Origin of the sequence: Paenibacillus allorhizosphaerae, assembly GCF_042659105.1 — a bacterium.
Taxonomy (GTDB): Bacteria; Bacillota; Bacilli; order Paenibacillales; family NBRC-103111; genus Paenibacillus_G; species Paenibacillus_G allorhizosphaerae.
In genome coordinates this window covers 17,426-39,537 of record NZ_JBHSRV010000004.1, presented here as the reverse complement: position 1 = coordinate 39,537, position 22,112 = coordinate 17,426, and the positions used below count along the sequence as shown (strand labels likewise).

18 protein-coding genes are annotated in these 22,112 nt (G+C 52.8%); 12 read left to right on the top strand and 6 right to left on the bottom strand.

The window, feature by feature from the left end; translation table 11 throughout:
* Nucleotides 1–55: 55 nt before the first annotated feature.
* Entirely contained in the window at nucleotides 56–2,116 is a 2,061-nt protein-coding gene (locus ACFQI7_RS16495) for an ATP-binding protein (protein ID WP_218102427.1), read from the bottom strand.
* 193 nt (nucleotides 2,117–2,309) lie between these two features.
* Here ACFQI7_RS16495 and ACFQI7_RS16490 point away from each other — a divergent pair, with 193 nt between their 5' ends.
* The 7 genes from ACFQI7_RS16490 to ACFQI7_RS16460 all read left to right on the top strand — a co-directional run bounded on the left by ACFQI7_RS16490 (nucleotide 2,310) and on the right by ACFQI7_RS16460 (nucleotide 9,834).
* A complete protein-coding gene (locus ACFQI7_RS16490) occupies nucleotides 2,310–2,432 on the top strand; it encodes a hypothetical protein (RefSeq protein ID WP_268966861.1) in 123 nt (40 codons plus the stop codon).
* 207 nt (nucleotides 2,433–2,639) lie between these two features.
* The gene (locus ACFQI7_RS16485; RefSeq protein ID WP_218102428.1) at nucleotides 2,640–3,971 is read left to right on the top strand and encodes an ABC transporter substrate-binding protein; all 1,332 of its coding nucleotides are present in this window, start codon (nucleotides 2,640–2,642) and stop codon (nucleotides 3,969–3,971) included.
* A gap of 183 nt (nucleotides 3,972–4,154) precedes the next feature.
* Nucleotides 4,155–4,655: a TRAP transporter small permease gene (locus ACFQI7_RS16480; protein WP_218102429.1), complete on the top strand. Its 501-nt coding sequence runs from the start codon at nucleotides 4,155–4,157 to the stop codon at nucleotides 4,653–4,655.
* Between the two features lies 1 nt (nucleotide 4,656).
* Complete coding sequence (locus tag ACFQI7_RS16475) at nucleotides 4,657–5,955, top strand: TRAP transporter large permease (protein WP_218102430.1); 1,299 nt, start codon at nucleotides 4,657–4,659, stop codon at nucleotides 5,953–5,955.
* Between the two features lie 43 nt (nucleotides 5,956–5,998).
* Nucleotides 5,999–7,027, top strand: coding sequence for a TRAP transporter substrate-binding protein (locus tag ACFQI7_RS16470; RefSeq protein ID WP_218102431.1), 1,029 nt, complete (start codon nucleotides 5,999–6,001; stop codon nucleotides 7,025–7,027).
* A 107-nt stretch (nucleotides 7,028–7,134) separates the two neighbouring features.
* Entirely contained in the window at nucleotides 7,135–8,958 is a 1,824-nt protein-coding gene (locus tag ACFQI7_RS16465) for a sensor histidine kinase (RefSeq protein ID WP_230415586.1), read from the top strand.
* A gap of 69 nt (nucleotides 8,959–9,027) precedes the next feature.
* On the top strand, nucleotides 9,028–9,834 hold the full coding sequence (locus ACFQI7_RS16460) for a response regulator transcription factor (RefSeq protein ID WP_218102432.1): 807 nt from the start codon (nucleotides 9,028–9,030) through the stop codon (nucleotides 9,832–9,834).
* Nucleotides 9,835–9,851: 17 nt separating this feature from the next.
* Here ACFQI7_RS16460 and ACFQI7_RS16455 read toward each other — a convergent pair whose 3' ends face one another.
* Nucleotides 9,852–11,489, bottom strand: a complete 1,638-nt coding sequence (locus ACFQI7_RS16455) for a type 2 periplasmic-binding domain-containing protein (protein ID WP_218102459.1) — start codon at nucleotides 11,487–11,489, stop codon at nucleotides 9,852–9,854.
* A 108-nt stretch (nucleotides 11,490–11,597) separates the two neighbouring features.
* Here ACFQI7_RS16455 and ACFQI7_RS16450 point away from each other — a divergent pair, with 108 nt between their 5' ends.
* A complete protein-coding gene (locus ACFQI7_RS16450; RefSeq protein ID WP_377517161.1) occupies nucleotides 11,598–13,886 on the top strand; it encodes a helix-turn-helix transcriptional regulator in 2,289 nt (762 codons plus the stop codon).
* A gap of 204 nt (nucleotides 13,887–14,090) precedes the next feature.
* The gene (locus ACFQI7_RS16445; protein WP_230415590.1) at nucleotides 14,091–16,403 is read left to right on the top strand and encodes a glycoside hydrolase family 95 protein; all 2,313 of its coding nucleotides are present in this window, start codon (nucleotides 14,091–14,093) and stop codon (nucleotides 16,401–16,403) included.
* Nucleotides 16,404–16,537: 134 nt separating this feature from the next.
* On the opposite strand, the gene ACFQI7_RS16440 is transcribed toward ACFQI7_RS16445, so the two are convergent.
* Nucleotides 16,538–17,365: an AraC family transcriptional regulator gene (locus tag ACFQI7_RS16440; RefSeq protein ID WP_218102433.1), complete on the bottom strand. Its 828-nt coding sequence runs from the start codon at nucleotides 17,363–17,365 to the stop codon at nucleotides 16,538–16,540.
* Between the two features lie 89 nt (nucleotides 17,366–17,454).
* Here ACFQI7_RS16440 and ACFQI7_RS16435 point away from each other — a divergent pair, with 89 nt between their 5' ends.
* On the top strand, nucleotides 17,455–18,777 hold the full coding sequence (locus tag ACFQI7_RS16435; protein ID WP_218102434.1) for an ABC transporter substrate-binding protein: 1,323 nt from the start codon (nucleotides 17,455–17,457) through the stop codon (nucleotides 18,775–18,777).
* 82 nt (nucleotides 18,778–18,859) lie between these two features.
* Nucleotides 18,860–19,120 carry a YqkE family protein gene (locus ACFQI7_RS16430; protein WP_218102435.1) on the top strand — a complete coding sequence of 87 codons (261 nt, stop codon included), beginning with the start codon at nucleotides 18,860–18,862 and terminating at the stop codon, nucleotides 19,118–19,120.
* A gap of 53 nt (nucleotides 19,121–19,173) precedes the next feature.
* Here the strand turns inward: ACFQI7_RS16430 and ACFQI7_RS16425 are convergent, their stop codons facing one another.
* The 3 genes from ACFQI7_RS16425 to ACFQI7_RS16415 form a co-directional block, all read right to left on the bottom strand.
* Complete coding sequence (locus ACFQI7_RS16425; protein ID WP_218102436.1) at nucleotides 19,174–19,524, bottom strand: WGxxGxxG family protein; 351 nt, start codon at nucleotides 19,522–19,524, stop codon at nucleotides 19,174–19,176.
* A 75-nt stretch (nucleotides 19,525–19,599) separates the two neighbouring features.
* On the bottom strand, nucleotides 19,600–20,310 hold the full coding sequence (locus tag ACFQI7_RS16420) for a methyl-accepting chemotaxis protein (RefSeq protein WP_218102437.1): 711 nt from the start codon (nucleotides 20,308–20,310) through the stop codon (nucleotides 19,600–19,602).
* Nucleotides 20,311–20,375: 65 nt separating this feature from the next.
* Nucleotides 20,376–20,900: a hypothetical protein gene (locus ACFQI7_RS16415; RefSeq protein WP_218102438.1), complete on the bottom strand. Its 525-nt coding sequence runs from the start codon at nucleotides 20,898–20,900 to the stop codon at nucleotides 20,376–20,378.
* 226 nt (nucleotides 20,901–21,126) lie between these two features.
* On the opposite strand from ACFQI7_RS16415, the gene ACFQI7_RS16410 reads away from it, so the two are divergent.
* Nucleotides 21,127–22,032, top strand: a complete 906-nt coding sequence (locus ACFQI7_RS16410) for a phosphate ABC transporter substrate-binding protein (protein ID WP_218102439.1) — start codon at nucleotides 21,127–21,129, stop codon at nucleotides 22,030–22,032.
* Nucleotides 22,033–22,112: the final 80 nt, after the last annotated feature.

The window sequence follows — 22,112 nt, the reverse complement described above, 5'->3', positions numbered from 1 at the left end:
AAGCGACTGCTCTTATTTATTTTGGAATACGGTTCCTATCCGACCCCTTAACGTTTTACTTGCGCGACTGCTCTAGCGCTTGAATCGCCCTATCTATCGTTTCGCTTAAATGACGGTAATAGGTGGCTCGGCTAACAAACAGTCTGGAGGCGGCGGCATCCGAGCTAAGAGAAGGATGGCTTCGCAGGAGGCGGAGTATGCTTTGGTTCCTTGCACTCAGCGGCGGAGGCGGCGGGTCCGCATTCAGCAGTCTCATGAACAGCCGCTGCGTCTCGTGACCGCTCAAAAGTAACCGGCGCGCCAAAGCAGTCTGCCCCAGCGCAGCCGGATCGTCGAGAACTGCGAGCGCAGCCCTGATGTCATCCGGATTCATTTGCTCGACTGGCGGATGATTCGCGATCGCGCTGTGAATGAACGAAGTAACCCATTGCCCGAAGTCCCGTGTACGCAAATCCAGCTCCAGGACGGTGCCTCCGTGGGCAGGATGGCCTGGAGGGAGAAGGTGCAGCGGCCGCGTCTGAAATCCTAACATTTGTAATCTCGTCATCAATTCGTCCGATTTGGTCGTTAGCGTGAAGCGTATGCCCCTGCTAATAATTCGCGAAAAACCGTCTGTAAACATCAGTTCGAATAACTGTTGGGGTATATATTTTGCATCGCTGCCGGCGACGCCGCCCAAAAAGTGGTAATATGTATCCGCTTCTTCATGACGCAGCCGGGACATGCGCTGCGCTTCGGAAGGAAAACAGGCTTCCGGCACTCTCGGAATATAGGTTTGCAAAAATGTAAACGTATCGCGGTAGAGCAGCAGACCGGCATGGAACATGACTGGAATACCCTGGTCCGAGCGGAACACTCGGACGCTTTCGGGGAAATGCTGCGTCAAGTTGTCGAGCAGCTCATGCGCTTTTGCCTCCGATTCCAACGACAAGGCTAGCTGCGGCCTCTCTTCTACCAAAAGCCGGTGTAAGTGGGGAAGATCTCCTTCGCGAAACTGATCGAAAGCGGACGGAGCCGTTTTTCTGTAAAAAAAACCTTGGGGCAAGGCGTCCCTGCAGATGGAGAGCAGCGTCGCGGCAATTCCGTTTTTTTCATGCGGCTTGGCGGCTCTCAGCGCGATGCAGGCATCGTCGACAATACGGCGGCGCAAGGATTGAAATCGTGCCGTTTCACGGTTTCGGAAGTCCTCCAGCAAATGCTCGCGAGCGACATCATGCAGTGCAAAGCCGCCCATGGCCGGCCGGATAAACGAGAGCCGGCTCAGTTGATGGAGCTGATTGACATTCAGCGGGGATGAGAGCAGACGGTTTAAAGATTCCTGATTCGCATGCGGCAAAATGCATAACAGGTCTAATATTTCATGAAAGTCGGGAGAGACGACTTCCCGCAGCAGCTGCGCGCTGACCAAGCGTGAAACCGGCCACGATGCGCTCTTGATCTCCCGTTCCTCCCGATGTACAGTGTCTGCGGCGAGTGCCATGGCGAGCGGATGACCGTGCGTATCCTGTATGAGCGTTTCGATTGCGTCCGAATCATCCAAACCAAGATTCCCGTAATAGGTCCGCACGTCGGCATAAGATAGCGGTTCCAAAGGCATCATTCGCAATCGGCCGCGCCAGGCCAGGTCGTTTTGCCATTCCGACGAAAGCTGCTGCCTCCCGGCGAGCACAACGAGCACTTCCCGAGCCGGAAGCTCGGGGAGAAACATTTCCCGCAGCCAGCCTTCAATCAGGTGCAAGGAGTCATAGTTATCGATACAGAGCACCGTCCGATGACCGGCGACGGTTTCCAGTATGTCGGTCATCGGCGCTTGGAAGGGGGCTGCCGTCCCGGCCGTCTGTTTGATCAGGGAATGAATGGCTTCAAGGAATCCGGCGGGGGAGTCGTTGCAAATACGGCTGTCCAGCCACAGGCAAAGCGCTTTCGCCCGTTGCGCCATGTCCAGAAATTTCAGCAGCAGGGCGGACTTGCCGATTCCCCCCATGCCCGAGACGAACACAACTTCCGTCGCCGCATGCGCCGCACTCAACCACTCGTCCACGTATGCAATTTCCGCTTGCCTGCCAACGAAGAGACGTCTTCTCTCCATGAGGATGGCTTCTTTCAAATTTTCCAAAACGACTCCCTCCAATGGTGAGCGATTAATGACAAGAAATTCGACAGTAAATATTGGGATTCCTTTCAGCTTTTGAGACATTTGCCGCATTTGCGAGAAAATATTGAGACGCAAGTTGAGACATGCGGTTACGGTCGCGTGGTTTATAATACAATAGACCTATATTTCTTCCTTATTCAAAGGAGACGAGAGTGTGAAACGCAAAATTTTGAGTATTGAAGAGATTTGTATCCAATTATGCATCAGTCTGACTCAATGGAAAGCCTGGGAGAAACAACTTGCCTTGCAAAATATAAAATCGGAAAATGCCAGCTAAACGCGGCGGTCATCGGACCGCCGCTTTTTCTTATGAAATTCACGTTCTACATGCACCTTATCCTTTTTTTATATCCTTATCATTATTTTGGAGAACGCTGTCCCGGTAAAGGAACGAAGAAAATGTCAATAGGCAGCCAGCGGGCATTGCACTAAGATAGGTTTGCATTGAAAAATCATTCATTTTTGTTGGAGGGGTTCAAGTACGATGAAGAGAAAAAAAGCATTGCCGCTGCTTCTCAGCATGTCCATTCTCGGGGCGTTTGCGCTCGCGGGCTGCGGCGGTAAAGAAGCGGCCACAGGAGCGACAGGAGATAAGGCGGACGCAGTCAATCCGGATGCGTATAATAACGAGCCGGTGACGCTCACGTTCTACTCTCACAACGCGTCGGTTTTGAACAACGCCGAGCTGGATGCGCTCGTAACGAATGCGATCAAGACAAAGTATCCAAACATTACGCCGCAGCTGATCACCGGCACGAACTTGGATAAGTTGATCGCCGCGGGCGAAGTACCCGACGTCATCTTGACGAGTAACTACTACTTTCACGATCTGATTCAGTGGGGACTTACTTCCGATCTGAACAATTTCATCAAGCAGGAGAAAATCGATTTCGGCAAATTCGAGCCGGAATCGATTAAGGTGATGAGAAGCTTCAGCGACAAAGGGGAACTTCTTGGCGTTCCTTATGCTTTGAGCCAAGGGATGATGCTGTACAATAAGGATATTTTCGATAAATTCGGGGTTCCGTATCCGAAAGACGGTATGACTTGGACGGAAACGATCGAGCTGGCGCGCAAAGTGACGAGAATGGATGCAGGCACCCAGTATATCGGCCTGGATATGGGCCAACCGACGACACTGTCCCGCCAATACGGACTGCCGGTCATCGATGAAAAAGGAGAAAAAGCGGTTCTTCAAACGGACGCCTATAAGAAGATTTACGGCTTGTATGAGAAATTATACAGCATTCCGGGCATCGTCGAACCGAAGAAAAAATATACGTACGGCATCGATTTCTTCCTGAAAGACCAGAAGCTTGCGATGTTCCCTTACTGGCTGACGCCGACGACGGCGCGTCTGCCACAGCTTAAAGAAACGGGCAAAGACTTCAACTGGGATGTCGTTTCGCTGCCGACCTTCGAAGACAAGCCGGGCATCGGCCGCGAGGTTGATTTCCATCTCGCCGTGGTCACGCCGACCAGCAAGAACAAGAAGGCGGCTTACGCCGTGATCAAAACGATGGTCGGCGAAGAAGCGCAAAGAGCGATGAACAGAGGAACCAGGCTGACGATCCTGAACGATCCGGCGCTCAAGAAAGAAACGGCGATGGATACGAAGCTGTACGAAGGCAAAAACCTGCAAGGCATCTTTAAAGTAAAACCGGGTCCGCTGCCGAAATCCAACAAGTACGACCTGAAAATTTATCCGTTCCTGAACGAAGCCGCCAAAAACATGGCTTACGACGGAAAGGATGTCAATACAGTGCTGCGTGAAGCGGAAGAAAAAGCGAATAAATGGCTGCAAGAAAATAAATAAGCAAATTTTTGGAAGAGCGCGCCTTGAGGCGGCTCTTCTTTTTTTATGAATCCTAAAAATATTACAAAACATCCTAAAACGAGTGGCATTATCATGGGGCGGCGATTTTTTTAAAATAATGAAGTACCGACTGAAGGTCGCGATATTCGATGAAAGGGTTTGCAAAGGAAAGGATGACATCATGTGAGGACATTGAAACGCATCGCTCTAGGGATCGACAGCTTCGTTGAAGCGTTTGCGCAAATCGCACTGCTGGCCATGATCCTGATCGTTACATTGCAGGTCATGACGCGCAAGCTGTTTCATTTCGTATTGTTCTGGTCGGAGGAAGTGACGCTGCTGCTGCTCGTATGGTTTGCTTTTCTGGGGATCGCCATCGGGTTCCGGGAGAAGCTTCATTTGGCTATCGATTCATTCACCGCCAAGCTTCCGGCCAGCTTTAATTGGGTGCTGGACAAAATCATTTATGCAAGCACTTTCGGCTTCGGTTTGTATTTGATCGTCTCGGGATCGGAATTCACTGTCCTGATGAACGAAAGTACGCTAGCAGCAACCAAGCTGCCGAACAGCGTGATATACGTCGTCATGCCGATTACGGGCGTTATGATCTGTATGTATACGCTATTGCAGTTCATCGGTATCGATACGAGAAGACACCAAGGCGTAGAGGAAGGAGGACACTAGAATGGAAGACACCACGATCGCGATCCTGATTCTTTGCATCAGTTTTGTCGTATTGATGCTGCTGCGGTTTCCTATCTCACTTACGTTAGCGCTTTCAACGCTGCTGACGATCATGTATTTGGAAATCCCTCTGGCCGTCGTAGGACAGCGGATGATTCAGGGTATGAGCTCTTATTCGCTGCTGACGATCCCGTTCTTTATATTGGCCGGCCATATTATGAGCGAAGGAAAGCTGGCTCTGCGTATTGTCAATTTGGCCCAGCTTATCGTAGGGGGCATCCGCGGCGGGCTCGCGTTGGTCAATACGGTCGCGTGTATGTTTTTCGGCAACATTTCGGGTTCCGCGGTAGCGGACGTTAGCTCCATCGGCTCCGTCATGATTCCTATGATGAAAAAGAAAGGCTATGATACCGACTATGCGGTAGGGGTTACCGTATCGTCCGCCATTCAAGGCGTCGTCGTTCCGCCAAGCCATAACCTGGTGCTTTACTCGCTTGCCGCGGGAGGCGGCATCTCGATCGCCAGCTTATTCCTAGCGGGTATCGTTCCGGGCATTATTCTTTGTCTTTCTTTGATGGCGACAAGCTATGTAATCGCAATCAAACGCGGCTATACGAAGGGGGATCCGGTACAGCGAAAAGACATTCCGAAAATTTTGCGCGACGGCTTCCTGTCGATTTTGACCGCAGTCATTATTCTCGGAGGTATCTTTACCGGCTGGTTCACGGCGACGGAATCCGGCGCGCTCGCTTGTCTGTACGCTTTTATTCTTACGTTTATCGTTTACCGCGATATTCCGGTCAGCCGCATGTGGGTCATTTTGAAGAAAACGTTCCGTACCGTATCGATGGTCATGTTCCTGATCGCGGCTTCGGATGCATTCAGCTGGCTTCTCGCCTTCCTCAAAATACCGTCGATGGTCACCGATGCTATGCTCAGCATCTCCGACAGTCCGTTCGTGATCATGTTGATCATTAACATCCTTCTGTTGGTGCTCGGAGCGCCGATGGATATGGCTCCGCTCATCATGATCATGACGCCGATTCTGCTGCCGGTCGTGACGCAGCTTGGCATGGATCCGGTTCACTTCGGGATCATCATGATGCTCAACCTAGGGATCGGCCTTCTGACCCCGCCTGTCGGAACAGTGTTGTTCGTCGGCTGCGCCATAGGGAAAATATCGATCAGCGAAGGCACGAAAGCGATGATGCCGTTCTTCTATGTCATGTGCGTGGTGCTGCTCATACTGACGTATGTGCCGGATCTCGTCATGTGGCTTCCCAATATGATGAAAAATTAAAAGCAGGATATACTACAACTACATGAAAAGGGGATTCCATCCAATGAAAACGTTAAAAAAGACGGTCATGATCTTATCGTGCATGGCGATTGCCGGCGGGCTGCTTGCAGGCTGCGGGAAGAAAGATACGGCTCAAGGGACAGCCAATGGTGCGAAGACCGAAGGCAAGAAGTACACGTTCCGCCTCGCCGATACGCATCCGGCCGACTATCCGACGGTCATCGGGGATAAGAAATTTGCAGAGCTTGTAAACGAACGCACGAACGGACGTATCAAAATCGATGTGTTCCCGGCTTCCCAGCTTGGTGAAGAAAAATCGGTCATCGAGCAGGTGCAGCTCGGAGCGATCGAATTTACCCGCGTAAATTCGTCGCCGCTCGCGGAATTCAATAAGCAGTTCGGCGTATTCAGTCTTCCATACATTTTCGATACCGACCAGCATCTGTGGAAGTTCCTTCAAAGCGACGCGGGCAACAAATTGCTCGATACGCTGGAAACGTCCAAAATGAAAGGTCTTGCATACTACAGCTCTGGTTCGCGTCATTTTTATTCCCGTAAGCCGCTGACGAGTTTGGCGGATCTGAAAGGACAAAAAATCCGCGTTCAGCAAAGCAAAATCAATATGGACTTGATCTCGGCGCTTGGTGCCAATCCGACGCCGATGCCTTACGGCGAAGTGTTCAGCTCGCTGCAAACCGGCGTTATCGACGCGGCGGAGAATAACTTCCCGAGCTATGACTCCTCCAATCATTACGAGGTCGCGAAGCATATGATTTTGGACAATCACCAGCGCGCGCCGGAAGTGCTGCTGATCAGTCAGTCGACATGGAAGAAGCTGTCCGAGGAAGACCAGAAAATTATTAAGCAGGCGGCCCTGGATTCCGTACAGACGCAGCGCGAAGCTTGGGACAAGTATGAGAAGCAATCGGAAGCGAAAATCCGCGCGGCCGGCGTAACGATCACGGAAGTGAAAGATTTGAAGCCTTGGCAGGATGCCGTCAAGCCGATGATCGACAAATACCGCGGCGAGTATAAAGACGTGCTCGATCAGATTGATTCCGCTAGAAAATAAATAATTGGTTTTTGCGTGCCCTCTGACTTCGGGAAGGGGCGCGCTTCTTTTGCTATCCGAGCTACAATGGAGATTCGGAGATTCAGGCTGCGGAAAAGGGGAATAGGGTGCAAACAAGATGGATTCGACTATCGGAATGGATTCAGACGTTTTTTTTGATGCGCCATTTGCCGCTCACCGTCAAGCTGTTCCTTTTCTCCGCCTTCATTGTCGCCGTACCGCTCGGGCTTGTGGGGCTTATTTCTTATGAACGCTCCGCGGACGTGCTGCAAAGCGAAGCCAATGAGTCGAGCCTGCAAATTCTGGAGCAGGTAAAAAGCCATGTGGAATATTACGTGACCGATTTTGAGATCAGCACGCTTCGCCTCCTGAATCATCCGGATGTGGTGCGTCTGTTGAAAATGCGCACACTCGAGGAGGTCCAGCAAAGCGGCATTCGAAAGCAGGTTGAGCAGGTGCTGAAGAATACGACGTATTCACGCTCTGATATTTCCAACATTACGCTGATGCTCGATCATCTGCAGACGATCGATACGGCAGGCTTTCTAAGCACGGTTCCGGCGGAAGAGCTGAAGAAGGAGTACTGGTATCCGGGCATACCTGAGAGCGGTGCACCTAAGCTGATCAGCCGTGTCATCCGCTATCAAGACGGACGCCAGGAACAGGTCATCTCGATCGTACGCAGGGTAATGAGCCCGTATACGCTGCAGCCGACCGGGGTTATGATTGTGGACATCAACTTTAAGCGGATTCAAGAAATTTCGGAAAAGGTCAGCATCGGCCGTACCGGCTTTATGTTTATCCTCGATTCGCAAAATCACTACGTATATCACCCTGACTTGCAGCTAGTCGGCACACCGGGGCCCGAGAACGAGTTTCCGGAGATGATAAAGAACGATCACGGGTCGTTCATTTCGGCCGACAGCCCGCGCAGCTTCCTTACCTACAGCCGTTCCCCGTACTTGGGGTGGTGGCTTGTGACGGCAATCCCTTACCGGGAGCTGACGGACGGCATCACTTATATCGGTCACACGATCGTATGGACGATAGTTATTACGCTTGCAGCCGCTTACTTACTCGGGATTGGCTTTGCGGCCAGTCTCGTAAGACCCATCAAGCGACTGCGCAAATATATGCGGAAAGTGGAGGTCGGCGACTTTTCGGCGGGGAAGCTGAAAGTAACCTCCAGGGATGAAATCGGCCAGCTCACCCACGGGTTCAACGAGATGGTCAAACGGCTGGAAAGCTTGCTGGAGGAAATTTATTTTACGAGATTGCGAGAAACGGAAGCTTCGCTGCGGCAAAAGGAAACCGAGCTGAAGGCGCTGCAATCGCAAATAAATCCGCATTTCATATACAATTCGCTTGAAACGATTCGCGGCATGGCGTTCGAGCATGGAATGGACGATATTGCGGGCATGTCAGCTTCGCTTGCCAAGCTGCTGCGATATAACCTGAAGAATGACAAGCCGACCGTTCGGCTCCGGGAGGAGCTGTCGTTTTGCGAAATGTATTTGCGCATTCAGCGGTACCGTTTTGAGGAACGGATGACGTATGAGCTGGACGTAGCGGAATGGGCGATGGAGCAGCCGATCGTCAAATTCGCGCTCCAGCCGATCGTCGAGAACAGCATGAATCACGGCATCGAGCCGGGCATCGGCCGGATGCAGGTGCAGATCGGCGCTTACCGTGACGGCAACGCTTATGTCGTATCCGTGAAGGATACCGGGGTGGGAATGAAGCCGGAGGTATTGGAACGCATTCGGGAGGATCTGGAGTGCAGAGACGTGCTAGCAGGCGGAGAGCATATCGGAATCTCCAATGTGCACCGCCGCATCGTCTATTTATACGGCCCGCTTTACGGCGTTTCAGTGCAGAGCGCCGAAGGGACCGGGACGGTCGTGTGTATCCGCCTGCCGTTTGAGCAATAACAGCTGGAGTAGCGGGCTAACGGACTGCGAAGGAATGTTCCAACGAACGTATTGAAAGGAGGTCCCTTTATGTATCGCGTGCTGCTGGTGGATGACGAGAAATGGGTGCGCACTTCGCTGAAGAAAGTGCTCGAGCGGACGGAGATGCCCTTCGAAGTGGTCAAAGAAGCGGCGAACGGGCTGGAAGCGCTGGACTGGCTGAAATCGCAGGCGGAGCCGGTCGACCTTGTGCTGACCGATGTCCGCATGCCGGTGATGTGCGGTTTGACGTTCGCCGACCAGCTCAAGGAATCCGGCAAAGCGTCGTCGGTGATCGTGATCAGCGGGTTTGACGATTTCGCTTACGCGCAGCAGGCGCTGCGCGCGGGCGTGACCGATTACCTTCTGAAACCGGTGGAAGTGCCGGAATTGAAAGAATGCCTCGATAAATGGATGCAGCGGAGGCAAAACGAGGAGCAAGAAGCGCGGGCCCTTCGCTCTGTCGGCGGCCCTGCCTCCGGACCAAGGGCGTCGCAAGAGGGGGCGGAGCTTTCCGCCGTCGAGCAGGTGGTCGCCTACATTCATAACCAATTGTCCGGAGACATTACGCTGACCGAAGCGGCTGCCCGAGTGCATTTGAACGCAAGCTATTTAAGCCAGCTGTTCAAGCAGCAGCTCGGCCGAACGTTCGTCGATTACCTGGTCGAAGCGCGCGTCACGGAAGCGAAGCGGCTGCTGACGACGACTTCGCTGCGTATCAGCGAAATCGCCGATCGGGTAGGATATGCGGACGTTGCCTATTTTAGCAACACGTTCAAGAAATGGGCCGGCGCCACGCCATCGGAATTCCGCAGGCTGCATGCCCGGCCGGATAAAGGCGCGCAGCGGCCGATCTAGCGAAGCATTCGTGCCTATTATTTTTTTCCAATGTAGCGCTCGTAAGCGCTCTTGTATACCTTCATGTATTCGGCAAGGCCCATCTTTTGCACCGTGTCCGCATATTTGTCCCACTCGCTCATCGGCTCGACGCCGGTAATGAATTTGACTTCCATGTCGGAAATATAGGAATGGATCATCGACCCGACCGAGGACATGAACTCGTTCTCCTCTTCGGTGAAGTTGAAGTTATACCACAGTTCCTGGATCAAGTGCGGCTTCGCTTTTTCCGCCGCGGCCGCCGATTGCGGCAGCGACTCCGACCCCCGGAAATATTTTTCCTGCACGTAGCCGGGGTAGCTTCCGCCGAGCCATGTAACGTATTTCGAAAGCGCTTGATCCTGCGTCAAGCCGTCCGGATTTTTTGTGATTTGGTCGATATATTCGAGCTTCCCGTTATCCGTTTCGACGTACGTTTCGCCTTTCATCCCCATGAAGAAGAACGTGGCGCCTTCCTCGCCGTAAAAATAATCGATCCATCGCACCGTTGCTTCCGGGTACTTGTTCTTGTTCGTAATGACAAAGGCGCCCGGCCATACGAGCGGCACTTTCACCTGCGAATACAATTGGTCGCCATGCGGGCCTTTCAACGCACCGAGTCCGATATATCCGTTCTGGCTCATCTGCGTGACCGGATTCGGATTGATGGTCGCCCCGAAAATGCCTTGCTGTCCTTTCGCGTACAGCGCGCCGGTTTTGATCGTGAAAATCTCCTTGTCGATCAGCCCTTCGGCGTACAATCTCCGCATATAATCGATCACTTCCTTGTACTTCGGATCGATGCGGAAAAAGCGCAGCTCCCCCGGCTTATCCGGGTCCATATCGACGTATTTGTGGCCGACGCCCCGATTGCCGAATCCCCACGCGCCGCGAATCTGCTCGATCAGCGGATTGATGCCGTTGCCTGCATACGGAATTTCATCCGGGATGCCGTTTCCATTCGGGTCCTGCTCCTTGACCGCCTTCAAATAACGGTAAAACTCCTCGGTGGTGGCCGGTTCCTTCATGCCCAGCTTGTCCAGCCATTCCTGCTTGACCCAAAGCGGCACGCCGATCAGCATGGACAAAAAACTCGGGTCGTAAAAAGAAGGAAACGAGTAGATGCCGCCGTCCGGCATCGTAAGCCCTTTGCGGAGGTCGGGGTATTTGTCGAGCAGCTTTTTGAAATTCGGAGCGTAGCTATCGATGAAGTCGTTGAGCTTCACGAATATGCCGAGCGAACCGTATCGCAGCAGGTCGGCCGTGCCGATGCGTGCCGAATAGAAAGCGTCCGGGTAATCCCCGCCGGCGAGCGACAAGTTGCGCAGTGCGGTCAAGTTCTCGAAGGGCACCAGTTGGAAGTTAACGTTGATGTTGCTTTTTTGCCGGTATTGCTGCCATACGAGCGTTTCGGCGAAATTATTGCCGTTGTTGCCCGATTTTCCGGTGAAAAACGTCAGCGTAACCGGTTCTTTGACAATCGGCATGCCGGTCAAATTCATGTTTGAACCGCCCTTGGCCGGTTCCGCGACAGGATCTGTTTTGCTTTCCGATGTTCCCGCGTCCGTGCATGCGGCGAGCACAACTACCGATAATGCAACGGAGAACGCGGCTGCGCCCCATTTGTTTTTCCTTATCACAGAGCAACCTCCTTGCCGCCCAAAAAAGAGTTACAATGCGGCATCGCTTCATGTAATATAATAAGGGATAGCCCGGCGAATCACCAGACTTTTGGGAAAAGGAGCGTGGATTTCTTGAACTGGCACCGGATGAAAAGACAATCGTTGTTCATGAAAATTTTCCTCAGCTTCTTGTCTATCATATTGCTGTTTGTATCGTTTCACATGATTTCGTTTCGCTTTTTTACGAGCGGCATTCAAACCGAGATCATCCAATACAACCGGCTTATTCTAAAAAATTCGGCCGAGCGGTATCAGACCCATTTTTCCCGGCTCAAAACGCTGCTGTTCGGTATATACAACGATGAGAAGCTGGTCGCGTTCAACAGGCAAATGGTTATGCGGCCCGATCACGACGTCAATTTTTGGCAAGCCGGCGACATTTTGAAAATGCTGCGTTCCCACGCCTACAATCCGGTGTACTATTTGGACAATCTGCTCATTTATTTCGATAAACCATCTTTTGTCATCGAAAAAGAAGGAACCAGCGAGTCGGCGATGTTTTTTACCAATTTTTATAAAAATGCACATTATTCCGATGCGTACTGGGAAGCACAGTTTGAACGCGGCATAGGCTACAAGATGCATTCCGCGGAAAAGTTTGCGATCAAGACGCTCAATTCGGAAACGGACCGGCAGCTTATTCCGATCTCGTTCCGGGTGCCGCCGGGCAACTACCAAATGATCGCGCTGCTCGACGCTTCCAGCATGATGCAAGCCTTTTACGGCGGGAATGAGGAGAATAACCAGCGGTTCATGATCCTGAACGAGGACGGCTCCGTGCTGTATCGGTCTTCAGACGAGATTACGGTCGGCGAGCTGCCTGCCTTCGAGTCCGGCCAAGACTATAAGCTGGCGGGGGACTTTTATTATTTTATCGATAAAGACAATGAATCCAAGCTTACTTATGTGACGGCGGTACCGTATGCGGACATTGCTTCCCAGGTATCGAAGCTGAATTATACGATGTATGCCATTTTGGCGGTTTCGATTTTGATCGGCGTAGCGGCGTCTTTGTTTTTCAGCAGAGGGATTCATCGGCCGTTCAAGCAAGTCGTCGCTTCCATCCTCCACCGCAAGCCGGAAATGGTACCGAGCAAAATTCAGGAATTCGATCTGATCCATAAGGAGCTTTACGGGCTGATCAAGGAAAAGGAAGAAATACATAACGACCTGCTGAATAAAAAATCGCTTCTGACTAGTTACGGCTACATCACCAAACTGAAATCGATCAATTCGGACATTAACGAATGGAAAGACATTATGGTGAAAGAAGAGCCCTATGTCATCGTCATGTACCAGCTTCACTTTCGGATGCTCGCAGGTTCGGAACAGCCGATGGATCCGGACCGGGCTGCGTACTATATCCGGGAATATATTCAAGTGCTGATGACGGAAAATTTTCCTTCGTCGCATACGTTTCAGATGGAGAATAATCAGATCTTATCGTTTGTGACGGTCGGCGAAGACAACGCAGGCAGCCTGCATGAAGCGCTGCATCTGCTCAAACGCATATTGGACCGCGATAAGGAGCTGCTGCTCGTCGCGATTGCGGTCAGCCCGGTATACCGGCATTCATCGCAGTTCAACGAAGCGTACCGGCAAGTGCTGGACATGGTGCAGCAGGCGAAGCCGGGGGATGAAACCCAGATCATTACCGAGCATGCGCCGGCAACCGCTCATTTTGCGTTTACGCCGCTGCAGGAGCAGGAGCTGTACGCGGGCCTGCAGGCAGGCAACGTCGCGGCGTGCGGTCTACTGATCGACCGGATGCTGGATCAGATGGCCAAGAAGGAAGCAAGCCTCCTTCAATACCGCCGTTTCGCGGAAGGCATCGCGGAGCGCAGCTATCAGATGGTCGAGACGAGCGGGGCAGGCGCCGTCGAGACGCAGCAGCGCGAGTTTGAGATGCTGAAGCAGTGCTATACGCGGGAAGAGTTCAAGCAATTTTACGATCTGCTGTTTGCAGCATGCGCCGAGTTGATCCGCAGCCAGAAGACGGAGAAGGATCACACGATCGAATTCGTCATGAAGTGCGTGGAAACCCGTTACGCCGAAGATATTTCGCTCGATATGCTGGCCGACAAGTTGAACTTGTCCGCAGCGTATTTGTCCGTCTATATTAAAGAAAAAACCGGCATGAACTTCAGCGATCACATTAATACCATTCGGATCCGCAAAGCGAAGCAGCTGCTGTCGCAAACAAACCTGATCATTCACGACATCAGTCTGCAGATCGGCTACCGGAACGTTACGTCGTTCAACCGGATGTTCAAAAAATTGACGGGAATGTCCCCCGGCGAATTCCGCAAAAATCAGGCGGCCCACAGCATGATGGATGAACTGTCGGGTTGAAGCCGGAGCTGCCCGCAAGCCAAACCGTACGATTCAGAAGGAAATCCCTTCGGTTCATGCGGTTTTTCCTTTTTGATCGGTTGCAGCATCGGCTGGCAACAAGTCAGTATTGGACAAATGGAAGTTTGTTTTCATCATGGCTCCCGGCTTGGAACACGCTTACAATAAGTTAAGCGAACAATATGCTGTTTGGGGGATGAATAAATGCCGACAACGGATTCAATGATGCAGGAAACGAAGTTATTTTACCGCAAGCCGGCCAAACGCTGGCTCCAGGCGCTTCCGCTCGGAAATGGGCGAATCGGAGCGATGGTTCACGGGCAAGTCAATCGCGAAGTCATTCAGCTCAATGAAGATACGGTGTGGACCCGGGGGCCGGAAAACCGAAATAACCCGGACGCGCTGAGCGCAATCGGCGACATTCGCCAGTTGCTCGCGGAAGGCCGCCTCGAAGAAGCCCACGATATGGCTGATATGGCTTTGATGGGCGTTTCCCGGCGGCAGCCGCCCTATCAGACGCTGGGCGAAATGAGTTTTTATTTCCCGGGACATGGAGACGGGGCTGCGGCAGACTATTACAGGGAGTTGGACCTCGCAACGGGTATTGCCAAAGTCGTCTACCGGATCGGCGATACCGTGTATACGAGAGAAATGTTTACGACGGCGGCTGATCAGGCGCTTATCGTAAGGTTGACGGCCGACAAGCCGAACCGACTCCGCTTCGGCGTCAATTTGTTTCGCAAATTCGACGCGCTTACGGAAACGGCCGGCCCGGATACGGTCAGCCTGGACGGCCAGTGCGGCGCCTGGGGAACGAAATTTCACGTGCGGCTGAAGGCGATTGTCGAAGGCGGAGGCCGTTCAAGGACGCTTGGCGATCATATTTATGTAGAGGGCGCGGACGCCGTTACGCTGGTCATGACGGTATCGACCGATTTCCGGCATGCGTTGTATCGCCAGCGGTGTGCGGAAGAGCTGGAACAGGCTAGCGGCAAGCCATACGAGACGCTCCGTGAAAGGCACATCGCCGAGTACCGTTCGTGGTTCGACCGGATGTCGCTGTCGCTCGCCGCAGAAGGGCAGGCGGAGTTCTCTCAAATCCCGACGGATGCACGTCTGGCCCGGGTGAAGGAAGGCTGCGAAGACGTCGGGCTAATGGCGCTGTATTTCCACTATGGCCGCTATTTGCTGATCAGCAGCAGCCGGCCTGGCACGATTCCGGCCAACCTGCAGGGCATATGGAACGACAGCTACGTCCCTTCCTGGGACTCCAAATATACGATCAATATTAACATTCAGATGAACTATTGGCCGACCGAGGTGTGCAACTTGTCGGACCTGCATTTCCCATTGTTCGATCATTTGGAGCGAATGCTGCCGAGCGGCCAGGAGACGGCACGCGTGCATTACGGCGCCCGCGGCTTCATGTGCCACCACAACACCGATCTGTGGGGCGATACGGCGCCGACCGATTTCGCCCGGGCGGGCTTATGGCAGATGGGGGCGGCGTGGCTGTGCTTCCATTTGTGGGAGCATTACACGTATACGCTGGATCAGCGGTTTTTGGCAGAGCGGGCGTATCCGTTAATGAAGGAAGCGGCGCTGTTCATTCTCGACTTCATGTTCGAGGACGAGCAAGGGAAATGGCATATCGGACCGACGGTGTCCCCGGAGAACATATATCGTCTCCCCGATGGTCAGACCGGCCGCATTTGCATGGATCCGGCGATGGATATCCAGATCGCGAGAGGGCTGTTTGAGCGCTGCATTCAGGCGGCCGAGCTGCTGCAAACGGATGAAGCGCTGCGCGGTGAATGGCGCGCCGCTTGCGACAAACTGCCGGAGCCGAAGATCGGTAAATACGGCCAGCTGCAGGAATGGGACGAAGATTACGAGGAAGTCGATCCGGGCCACCGCCATCTGTCCCATCTCTTCGGCGTATTCCCGGACGATCAGCTGTTTCGCAGCGAAAGCTGGTCGCGCGCGGCAAGAGTCGCCCTCGAACGCCGTTTGCAGTACGGAGGCGGGGGTACCGGCTGGAGTTTGGCGTGGATTGTCAGCCTGTGGGCGCGGTTTAAGGAAGGCGATCTCGCAAACGAGATGATCGCCAAGCTGCTGCGGACAAGTACGGCGGACAACATGCTCGATCTGCATCCGCCGCAAATATTCCAAATCGACGGGAATCTGGGCGCAACGGCAGGCATCGCCGAGATGCTGCTTCAATCACATGAAGGCGCGATCCGGCTGCTTCCGGCGCTCCCTTCCTCGTGGAAGCACGGCGCGGTGGCGGGTCTTCGCGCCAGAGGCGGGTTCGAAATATCGTTGGAGTGGAAGGACGGTGCGCTAGCAGCGGGGCAAATCCGCTCTTGCGCTGGGGGCCGCTGCAAGCTGCAGGCACCGATTCGGGTGGAAATCGTACATGGTGGGAACGTCGTCGCGGGCAGCGAGACGTCTTCCGATACGGTCGAATTTGCGACCGTCACTGGCGAAACGTACGAAATTCGGGTCCGCCCGTAAGCCGGGTATTCGTATCTGCATAGCTCGGCGCGAATCGGACACTGTTTTAATAGAGCCCACCCACCCTCGGGAACAAGGGTGGGTGTTTTTTTGTTTTTCGCATGAGTAGGAGAGAAAGCGTGCTGGAAGCGCATTCAACGAAGTCGACGCTCTTGCTTGCGGAAGGAAGTGGGGGACGCGCCGTACCGTTTCTTGAATACGCGGTGGAAATAGGTGTAGCTTCCGAAGCCGCAGCTGTCGGCGATTTGCTCCAGCGTCATGGACGTATGCTTCATCCGTTCGACCGCGCCGGACAGCCGAACCTCGAGCGCGTACTGCATGATCGTTTTGCGGTAGCTTTCCTTGAAAAAATGCGAAGCGCGGGATACGCTGAGACGGACGTGGCGCGCGACATCCTCTATTTTAAACGGTGACTGCGCATGCTCCTCGATAAACTGCTTCATCCGCAGCGCCGTATACAGCCGATGACCGGAAGTGCGCGTATCCTCAACGGCCCGGTCGAGCGACAAGCAGAGCGCTCTCAACAAATATTCGGACATCTCCACATTTTCTTCGTCCAGCCGGCGGTTTTCCTTAATGATCTGCCTCCATAGGGACAATACCGTTTCGTTGAGCTCGATTCGAATTTTAACGGGCTTTTCGGAACGGCCCCACCATTCGTCAATCCATGCGCCTTGGCAAAATAGGTAAAAATCGCCGCTTGCGATTTTCGGGCCGCTTCCGCCGATTCGCAGCTCGTAGGAGCTGCCCGGCTTCAGCATAATCAAGTCGCCGGGCTCGACTTCGATTTCCTCGCCTTCAAGCCATACGGTGCACGTTCCTTCCGTCTGCAAGCGGAACAAGTAGCTGGGGAGGGCCGAATTTTTATTTCCCCGGACGCCGCGTTGGAGATGGAACGAATAACCGCAGAGCAATATGCTTTTCTTTACAATATCACCATGAAAGTTAGCAGAATAGTTCATGTTTTGATTATATTGCATATTCCAAAAAACGACAACATGATTTAGTATGATATTGTCGAATTCACTAGTGTGATTTGGGGGGGCAAAGAATGAGTAATATTTTTAAAAAGCAGGCATGGATCGGATTGTCCGCACTTGTATTGTTGGCCGGCTGCGGAAGCGGCGGAGCGGGGGATACGAAGAACGGGGCTGCGCCGAAAGAAGATCTTTATAACAACGAGCCTGTGACGTTGACCTTTTATAACCATAATGCGGGGATTTTGGGACAAGCCGACTTGGATTCGCTCGTTGGCGCTCCGGTAAAAGCGAAGTTTCCCAACATCACGGTTCAACTCGTAACCGGTACGAATCTGGACAAGATGATCGCGGCAGGGGAATTGCCCGACGTCATTCTCACAAGCAACTATTACTTGTTCGATCTGATGCAAAAGGATCTGGGCACCGACCTGAACGATTTGATCCGCCAGTATAAAGTCGATATGGGCAAGTTCGAGCCGGAAGCGGTCAATTTGCTGAAGAAGTTCGGGAAAAAGGGAGAAATCTTCGGCATTCCTTATGCGATGAACTACGGCGTCACGGCGTATAACAAAGATATTTTCGACAAGTTCGCCGTTCCGTATCCGAAGGACAACATGACCTGGAACGAAATGATCAACCTGGCGAAGAACGTAACGCGCATGGAGCAAGGCACGCAGTACGTCGGTCTCGATATGGGCGATCCGCAAGTATTAAGCCGCGCTTATTCGCTTCCTGTCGTGAACGACAAGCAGGATAAAGCGGTTCTTGCGAACGAAGCATACAAAAAGGTGTTCGGGCTTTACGAGCAGTTGTACCGCATTCCGGGCATCGTCGATCCGAAGAACAAATACACCTACGGCATCGACTACTTCCTGAAAGACCAGAAGCTGGCAATTTATCCTTACTGGATCGCCAACCTGACTACCCGCCTGCCGCAGCTGAAAGAAGCCGGCAAAGATTTCAACTGGGATGTCGTTTCCTTCCCGTCATTCGACGACAAGCCTGGCTATGGCCGGGAAATCGACTTCCATCTGGCGATGGTGACGCCGACAAGCAAGAACAAGAAAGCTGCGTACGCCGCCATCCAATCGATGGTTACCGATGAAGCGCAAAAAACGATGAACAAAGGCATCCGTCTGACGATCTTGAAAGATCAGGAACTGAAAAAGCAGCATGCGAGCGATACCAAATTGTATGACGGTAAAAACCTGGCGGGCATCTTCAAGGCAAAGCCTGCGCCGCTGCCGGAGCCGACGCAGTTCGATATCAAAATTTATCCGTTCCTGAAGGAAGCGGCCAAAGGAATGGCCGCCGACAAAAAGGACGTCAATACCGTGCTTCGCGAAGCCGAAGAAAAGGCCGACAAATTTATTAAAGAAGAAGGCCTCAAGTAAAACCGATGCGAACGGATGCGCGCCAACGTATAGAAACCTTAGAGGAAACCTGCTATAATGTGGGGAAATCGAGGTGAACGCTATGGTGAAGAAAAAGAAACCGGTCGTGCCGCAGCCGGCTGCCTCCCAAGAGAAACAGGCTACGCTGAAGGATTTGCTGAATCCCGATATCGTTTCCAAGCTGAAAGCGCAAGGAGATGCGTGGAAAGCGGAGGAAGAGGCGAAGCGGGAAGAAGTGAAGAAGCGGGCGCAAGAGGCGCAAAAGGCGGAAAAGAAGCGGCTCGAGAACGATTTTGAGTATTTGCTTAACAATAGCAGCGCGGATTGGCGCAAACATAAGTAGCGCGGAACGACAGAGAGTCCGTTTCAGGGGAAGCCTGAGACGGACTCTTTGGTTTATTTCGCCAGTCTTTTTCTTAGCCCGAACAATCCGAGCAGCCCCAGCAGGCCGAGCCAGCTCCAGCCGGAGCGCTTGGCCGCCGCTGCTTGATATACAGCCGGCTCGTCCCCCGTCGCTCCCCAGCGGCCTCCCGTTATACCTGTCGGATCGGCAAGCGGAGCTGTCCCGCTTTGATTCGAAAGAAGCGATCTTTCGAATGGATGCGACATGATCGTTTTGGAAAAGCTGACTTGATCGGCGTTTGTCGGATTCGTAGCTGTTGGGTCGACCGTGCTTTCGGCATGAGCGGACGGCATGGCGCCCATACCGAAGACCAGTGCAAGAAGCAGCGTTAAGCAAGCTTTCATTGACCATGCCTCCATGCGAGAAAATAAGCAATTTCTCTTATGATTTCACAGCGCTGCGTGCAATATGCTCCCGGCTCAAGTCAAAGCATCGTCCGGCTCGGTTTGGAACTTGCCGATTTCTGCGAACAAGCTTCGGGCAAGCTCCAGCATATCCTCCGTCTGCGCAGCGATCTGTTGAACGGCGGAATTTTGCTGCATCGATGAGGAATGCACCTCCTCAACGCCGGCCGCCGTTTCCTGGGTGATCGCGGCGACATGCGCTATCGTCTCCACCAGCATGTCGTGGTTTTGTTCCGTTTGTCCGATCAGCAGATGGACCTCGCCGATCCTCTCCGACAGCTCGTCCATTGATATGCGTATATCGCGGAAGGAACCGAGGCTTGCTTCGACTTTCCGGTTTTGCTCCGCAAACGATCGTTGCGCCGCGTGCAGCGACGCGTCAAGCTGCTGCATATGCTTATGAAGCGAAGCGACGATGCCGCCGATCCGCTTGGCCGATTCGCCGGTTTGCAGCGAAAGCAGCCGGATCTCCTCGGCTACAACGGCGAAGCCGCGCCCGTGCACCCCGGCTCTGGCCGCTTCAATGGAAGCGTTCAAAGCAAGCACGTTGGTTTGGGCGGAAATGTCCGAGATGGCGCCGACCATATGGCTGATTGGGACCGAGCTTTCCGATAGTGTCGTCATCGAGAGGCTTACCCGCTGAAGAACGGCATCGGAATCGGCCGCAGCCGATTGCAAAGCTTCCATCGCTTGCGAGCCGGAACGGGTGTGAGCGACAGCCTGCATGCTTTTTTCCAGCATCGTATCCGTATGGCCGGAAATTTGCCGCAGCTCTTGCGCGGCACCTGCAATCAGTTCGCGTATGAAACGTAAAAGGAATCGACGTATGTAAAAATGTGCTCCATCAGCTTTTGCGATTCGTTATATAAGTATTCCATGTTTTTGTCCAGATCCGTTCGGCTGATTTGTTGGTCCTGAATCAGGCGTGCGGCCACATCGAACGTGCTCGTAAACTCCCCCGTCAGCAGGATCAGTTTGCTTCGCCAGACGACCTTTTCCTCCGTATCGGCCGTTGCGCCGATGCGCGCCACCAGGCTTTCGAACAGCTTTCTTTTTTCGTTATAAACCGGAATGAAGTCCAAGTTTTTGGAAATCTCAAGCCCGGATGCGATAATGTTGAGCTCCTGGACCATCTCCTTCAGCTCGAGCGCCGTCAGCTTAAGCTCCACCTTGCGGTTCTGCCGCTCCAACTCCGACTTGATTTGTTTGACCTGCCATACGTTAAACAAAGCCGCCGCCAGAAACAGCGTTACAATGCTGCATAACGCTGCGATTAACTTCCCGCGCATGGTCACCGCTTGTGCGAATCGCTTCATTCTTGTGTCCCCCAGACCCGATAATATAAATGGCATTGTCCTATTTACAACTCTAAGTCTAGGTCTGCAGTATTAACTGGTTCTCACGATTGTATTAATGAAATGTAAAATATGGACGGCTGAAAAGTTTTACATTCGCTTAACGTTTGGAGTGTTTCTCCTTTACATTCGCTTGTTACGATAGGCAAGTAAAGAAAACACGAGAAAAAAGGGAGGACATGCTGAAATGTTGAAGCAGCTGTCGAAGAAAGGTTTTAGTATGGCCATGGTTATGGTTCTTTCCGTGGGGGTTATGGCTGCGTGCGGCAAAACGGAAGCACCGGCTCAAAGCGCAAGCGGAGATAATAAAACGGGCGGGTCGACACCGGCTCCCGCAACAGCGACGATTGAAGGAACGGTCACGGCTTCCGGTTCCAGCGCACTGCTTCCTTTAGTTAAAGCGGCGGCTGACGAATTCATGAAGAAAAACTCGAAAGTGACGATCAACCCGACGGCCGGCGGTTCCGGTACAGGCTTGAAAAACGTGGCAGACGGCACGTCGGATATCGGAAACTCCGATATCGAAGCGGGTCCTGAATATAAAGATAAAAATTTGAAAGAACATGTAGTGGCCGTTGCGCCTTTCGCATTGATCGTAAATAAAAACGTGAAAGTCGATAACTTGACGAAAAAGCAAGCAGCCGATATTTTCCAAGGTAAGATTACGGATTGGAAAGACGTAGGAGGCGAGCCGGGTAAAATCGTCGTTATTCACCGTCCGGACAGCTCCGGTTCCCGCGCGCTCGTAAAGCAAATCGTTTTGGATAATCAAGAGTTCACGAAAGACGGTGTAACGCAGGAGTCCAGCGGCGCGGTAGCGACGAGCGTCGGTCAAACGGCGAACAGCATCGGTTATGTGGATACGCCTTACCTCAACGACACGATTAAGGCATTGAAATTCGAAGGTGTAGCGTTCAGCAAAGATTCGATCAAATCCGGGAAATACCCGCTGTACGGCACAGAGCGCATGTACACGAAGGGTGAGCCGAAAGGCGCGACCAAAGCGTTCCTCGACTACATCATGAGCCCGGAATTCCAGGACAAAAAAGTCGAAGAGCTGAAATTTTTGCCGGCCAATCTGTTGAAGAAATAAAGGCATAACAAGGCAATAACGAAGGAGCTGTGACCATCGGTCACGGCTCTTTTTGCCGTTCTCTGGAGGAGTGCGCTCAT

Coding starts and splice junctions, on each gene's coding strand:
- ACFQI7_RS16485 (WP_218102428.1), top strand. CDS start 2,640: ATGAAGAGAAAAAAAGCATTGCCGCTGCTTCTCAGCATGTCCATTCTC.
- ACFQI7_RS16475 (WP_218102430.1), top strand. CDS start 4,657: ATGGAAGACACCACGATCGCGATCCTGATTCTTTGCATCAGTTTTGTC.
- ACFQI7_RS16470 (WP_218102431.1), top strand. CDS start 5,999: ATGAAAACGTTAAAAAAGACGGTCATGATCTTATCGTGCATGGCGATT.
- ACFQI7_RS16460 (WP_218102432.1), top strand. CDS start 9,028: ATGTATCGCGTGCTGCTGGTGGATGACGAGAAATGGGTGCGCACTTCG.
- ACFQI7_RS16445 (WP_230415590.1), top strand. CDS start 14,091: ATGCCGACAACGGATTCAATGATGCAGGAAACGAAGTTATTTTACCGC.
- ACFQI7_RS16440 (WP_218102433.1), bottom strand. CDS start 17,365: ATGAACTATTCTGCTAACTTTCATGGTGATATTGTAAAGAAAAGCATA.
- ACFQI7_RS16435 (WP_218102434.1), top strand. CDS start 17,455: ATGAGTAATATTTTTAAAAAGCAGGCATGGATCGGATTGTCCGCACTT.
- ACFQI7_RS16430 (WP_218102435.1), top strand. CDS start 18,860: ATGGTGAAGAAAAAGAAACCGGTCGTGCCGCAGCCGGCTGCCTCCCAA.
- ACFQI7_RS16425 (WP_218102436.1), bottom strand. CDS start 19,524: ATGAAAGCTTGCTTAACGCTGCTTCTTGCACTGGTCTTCGGTATGGGC.
- ACFQI7_RS16420 (WP_218102437.1), bottom strand. CDS start 20,310: ATGCAGGCTGTCGCTCACACCCGTTCCGGCTCGCAAGCGATGGAAGCT.
- ACFQI7_RS16415 (WP_218102438.1), bottom strand. CDS start 20,900: ATGAAGCGATTCGCACAAGCGGTGACCATGCGCGGGAAGTTAATCGCA.
- ACFQI7_RS16410 (WP_218102439.1), top strand. CDS start 21,127: ATGTTGAAGCAGCTGTCGAAGAAAGGTTTTAGTATGGCCATGGTTATG.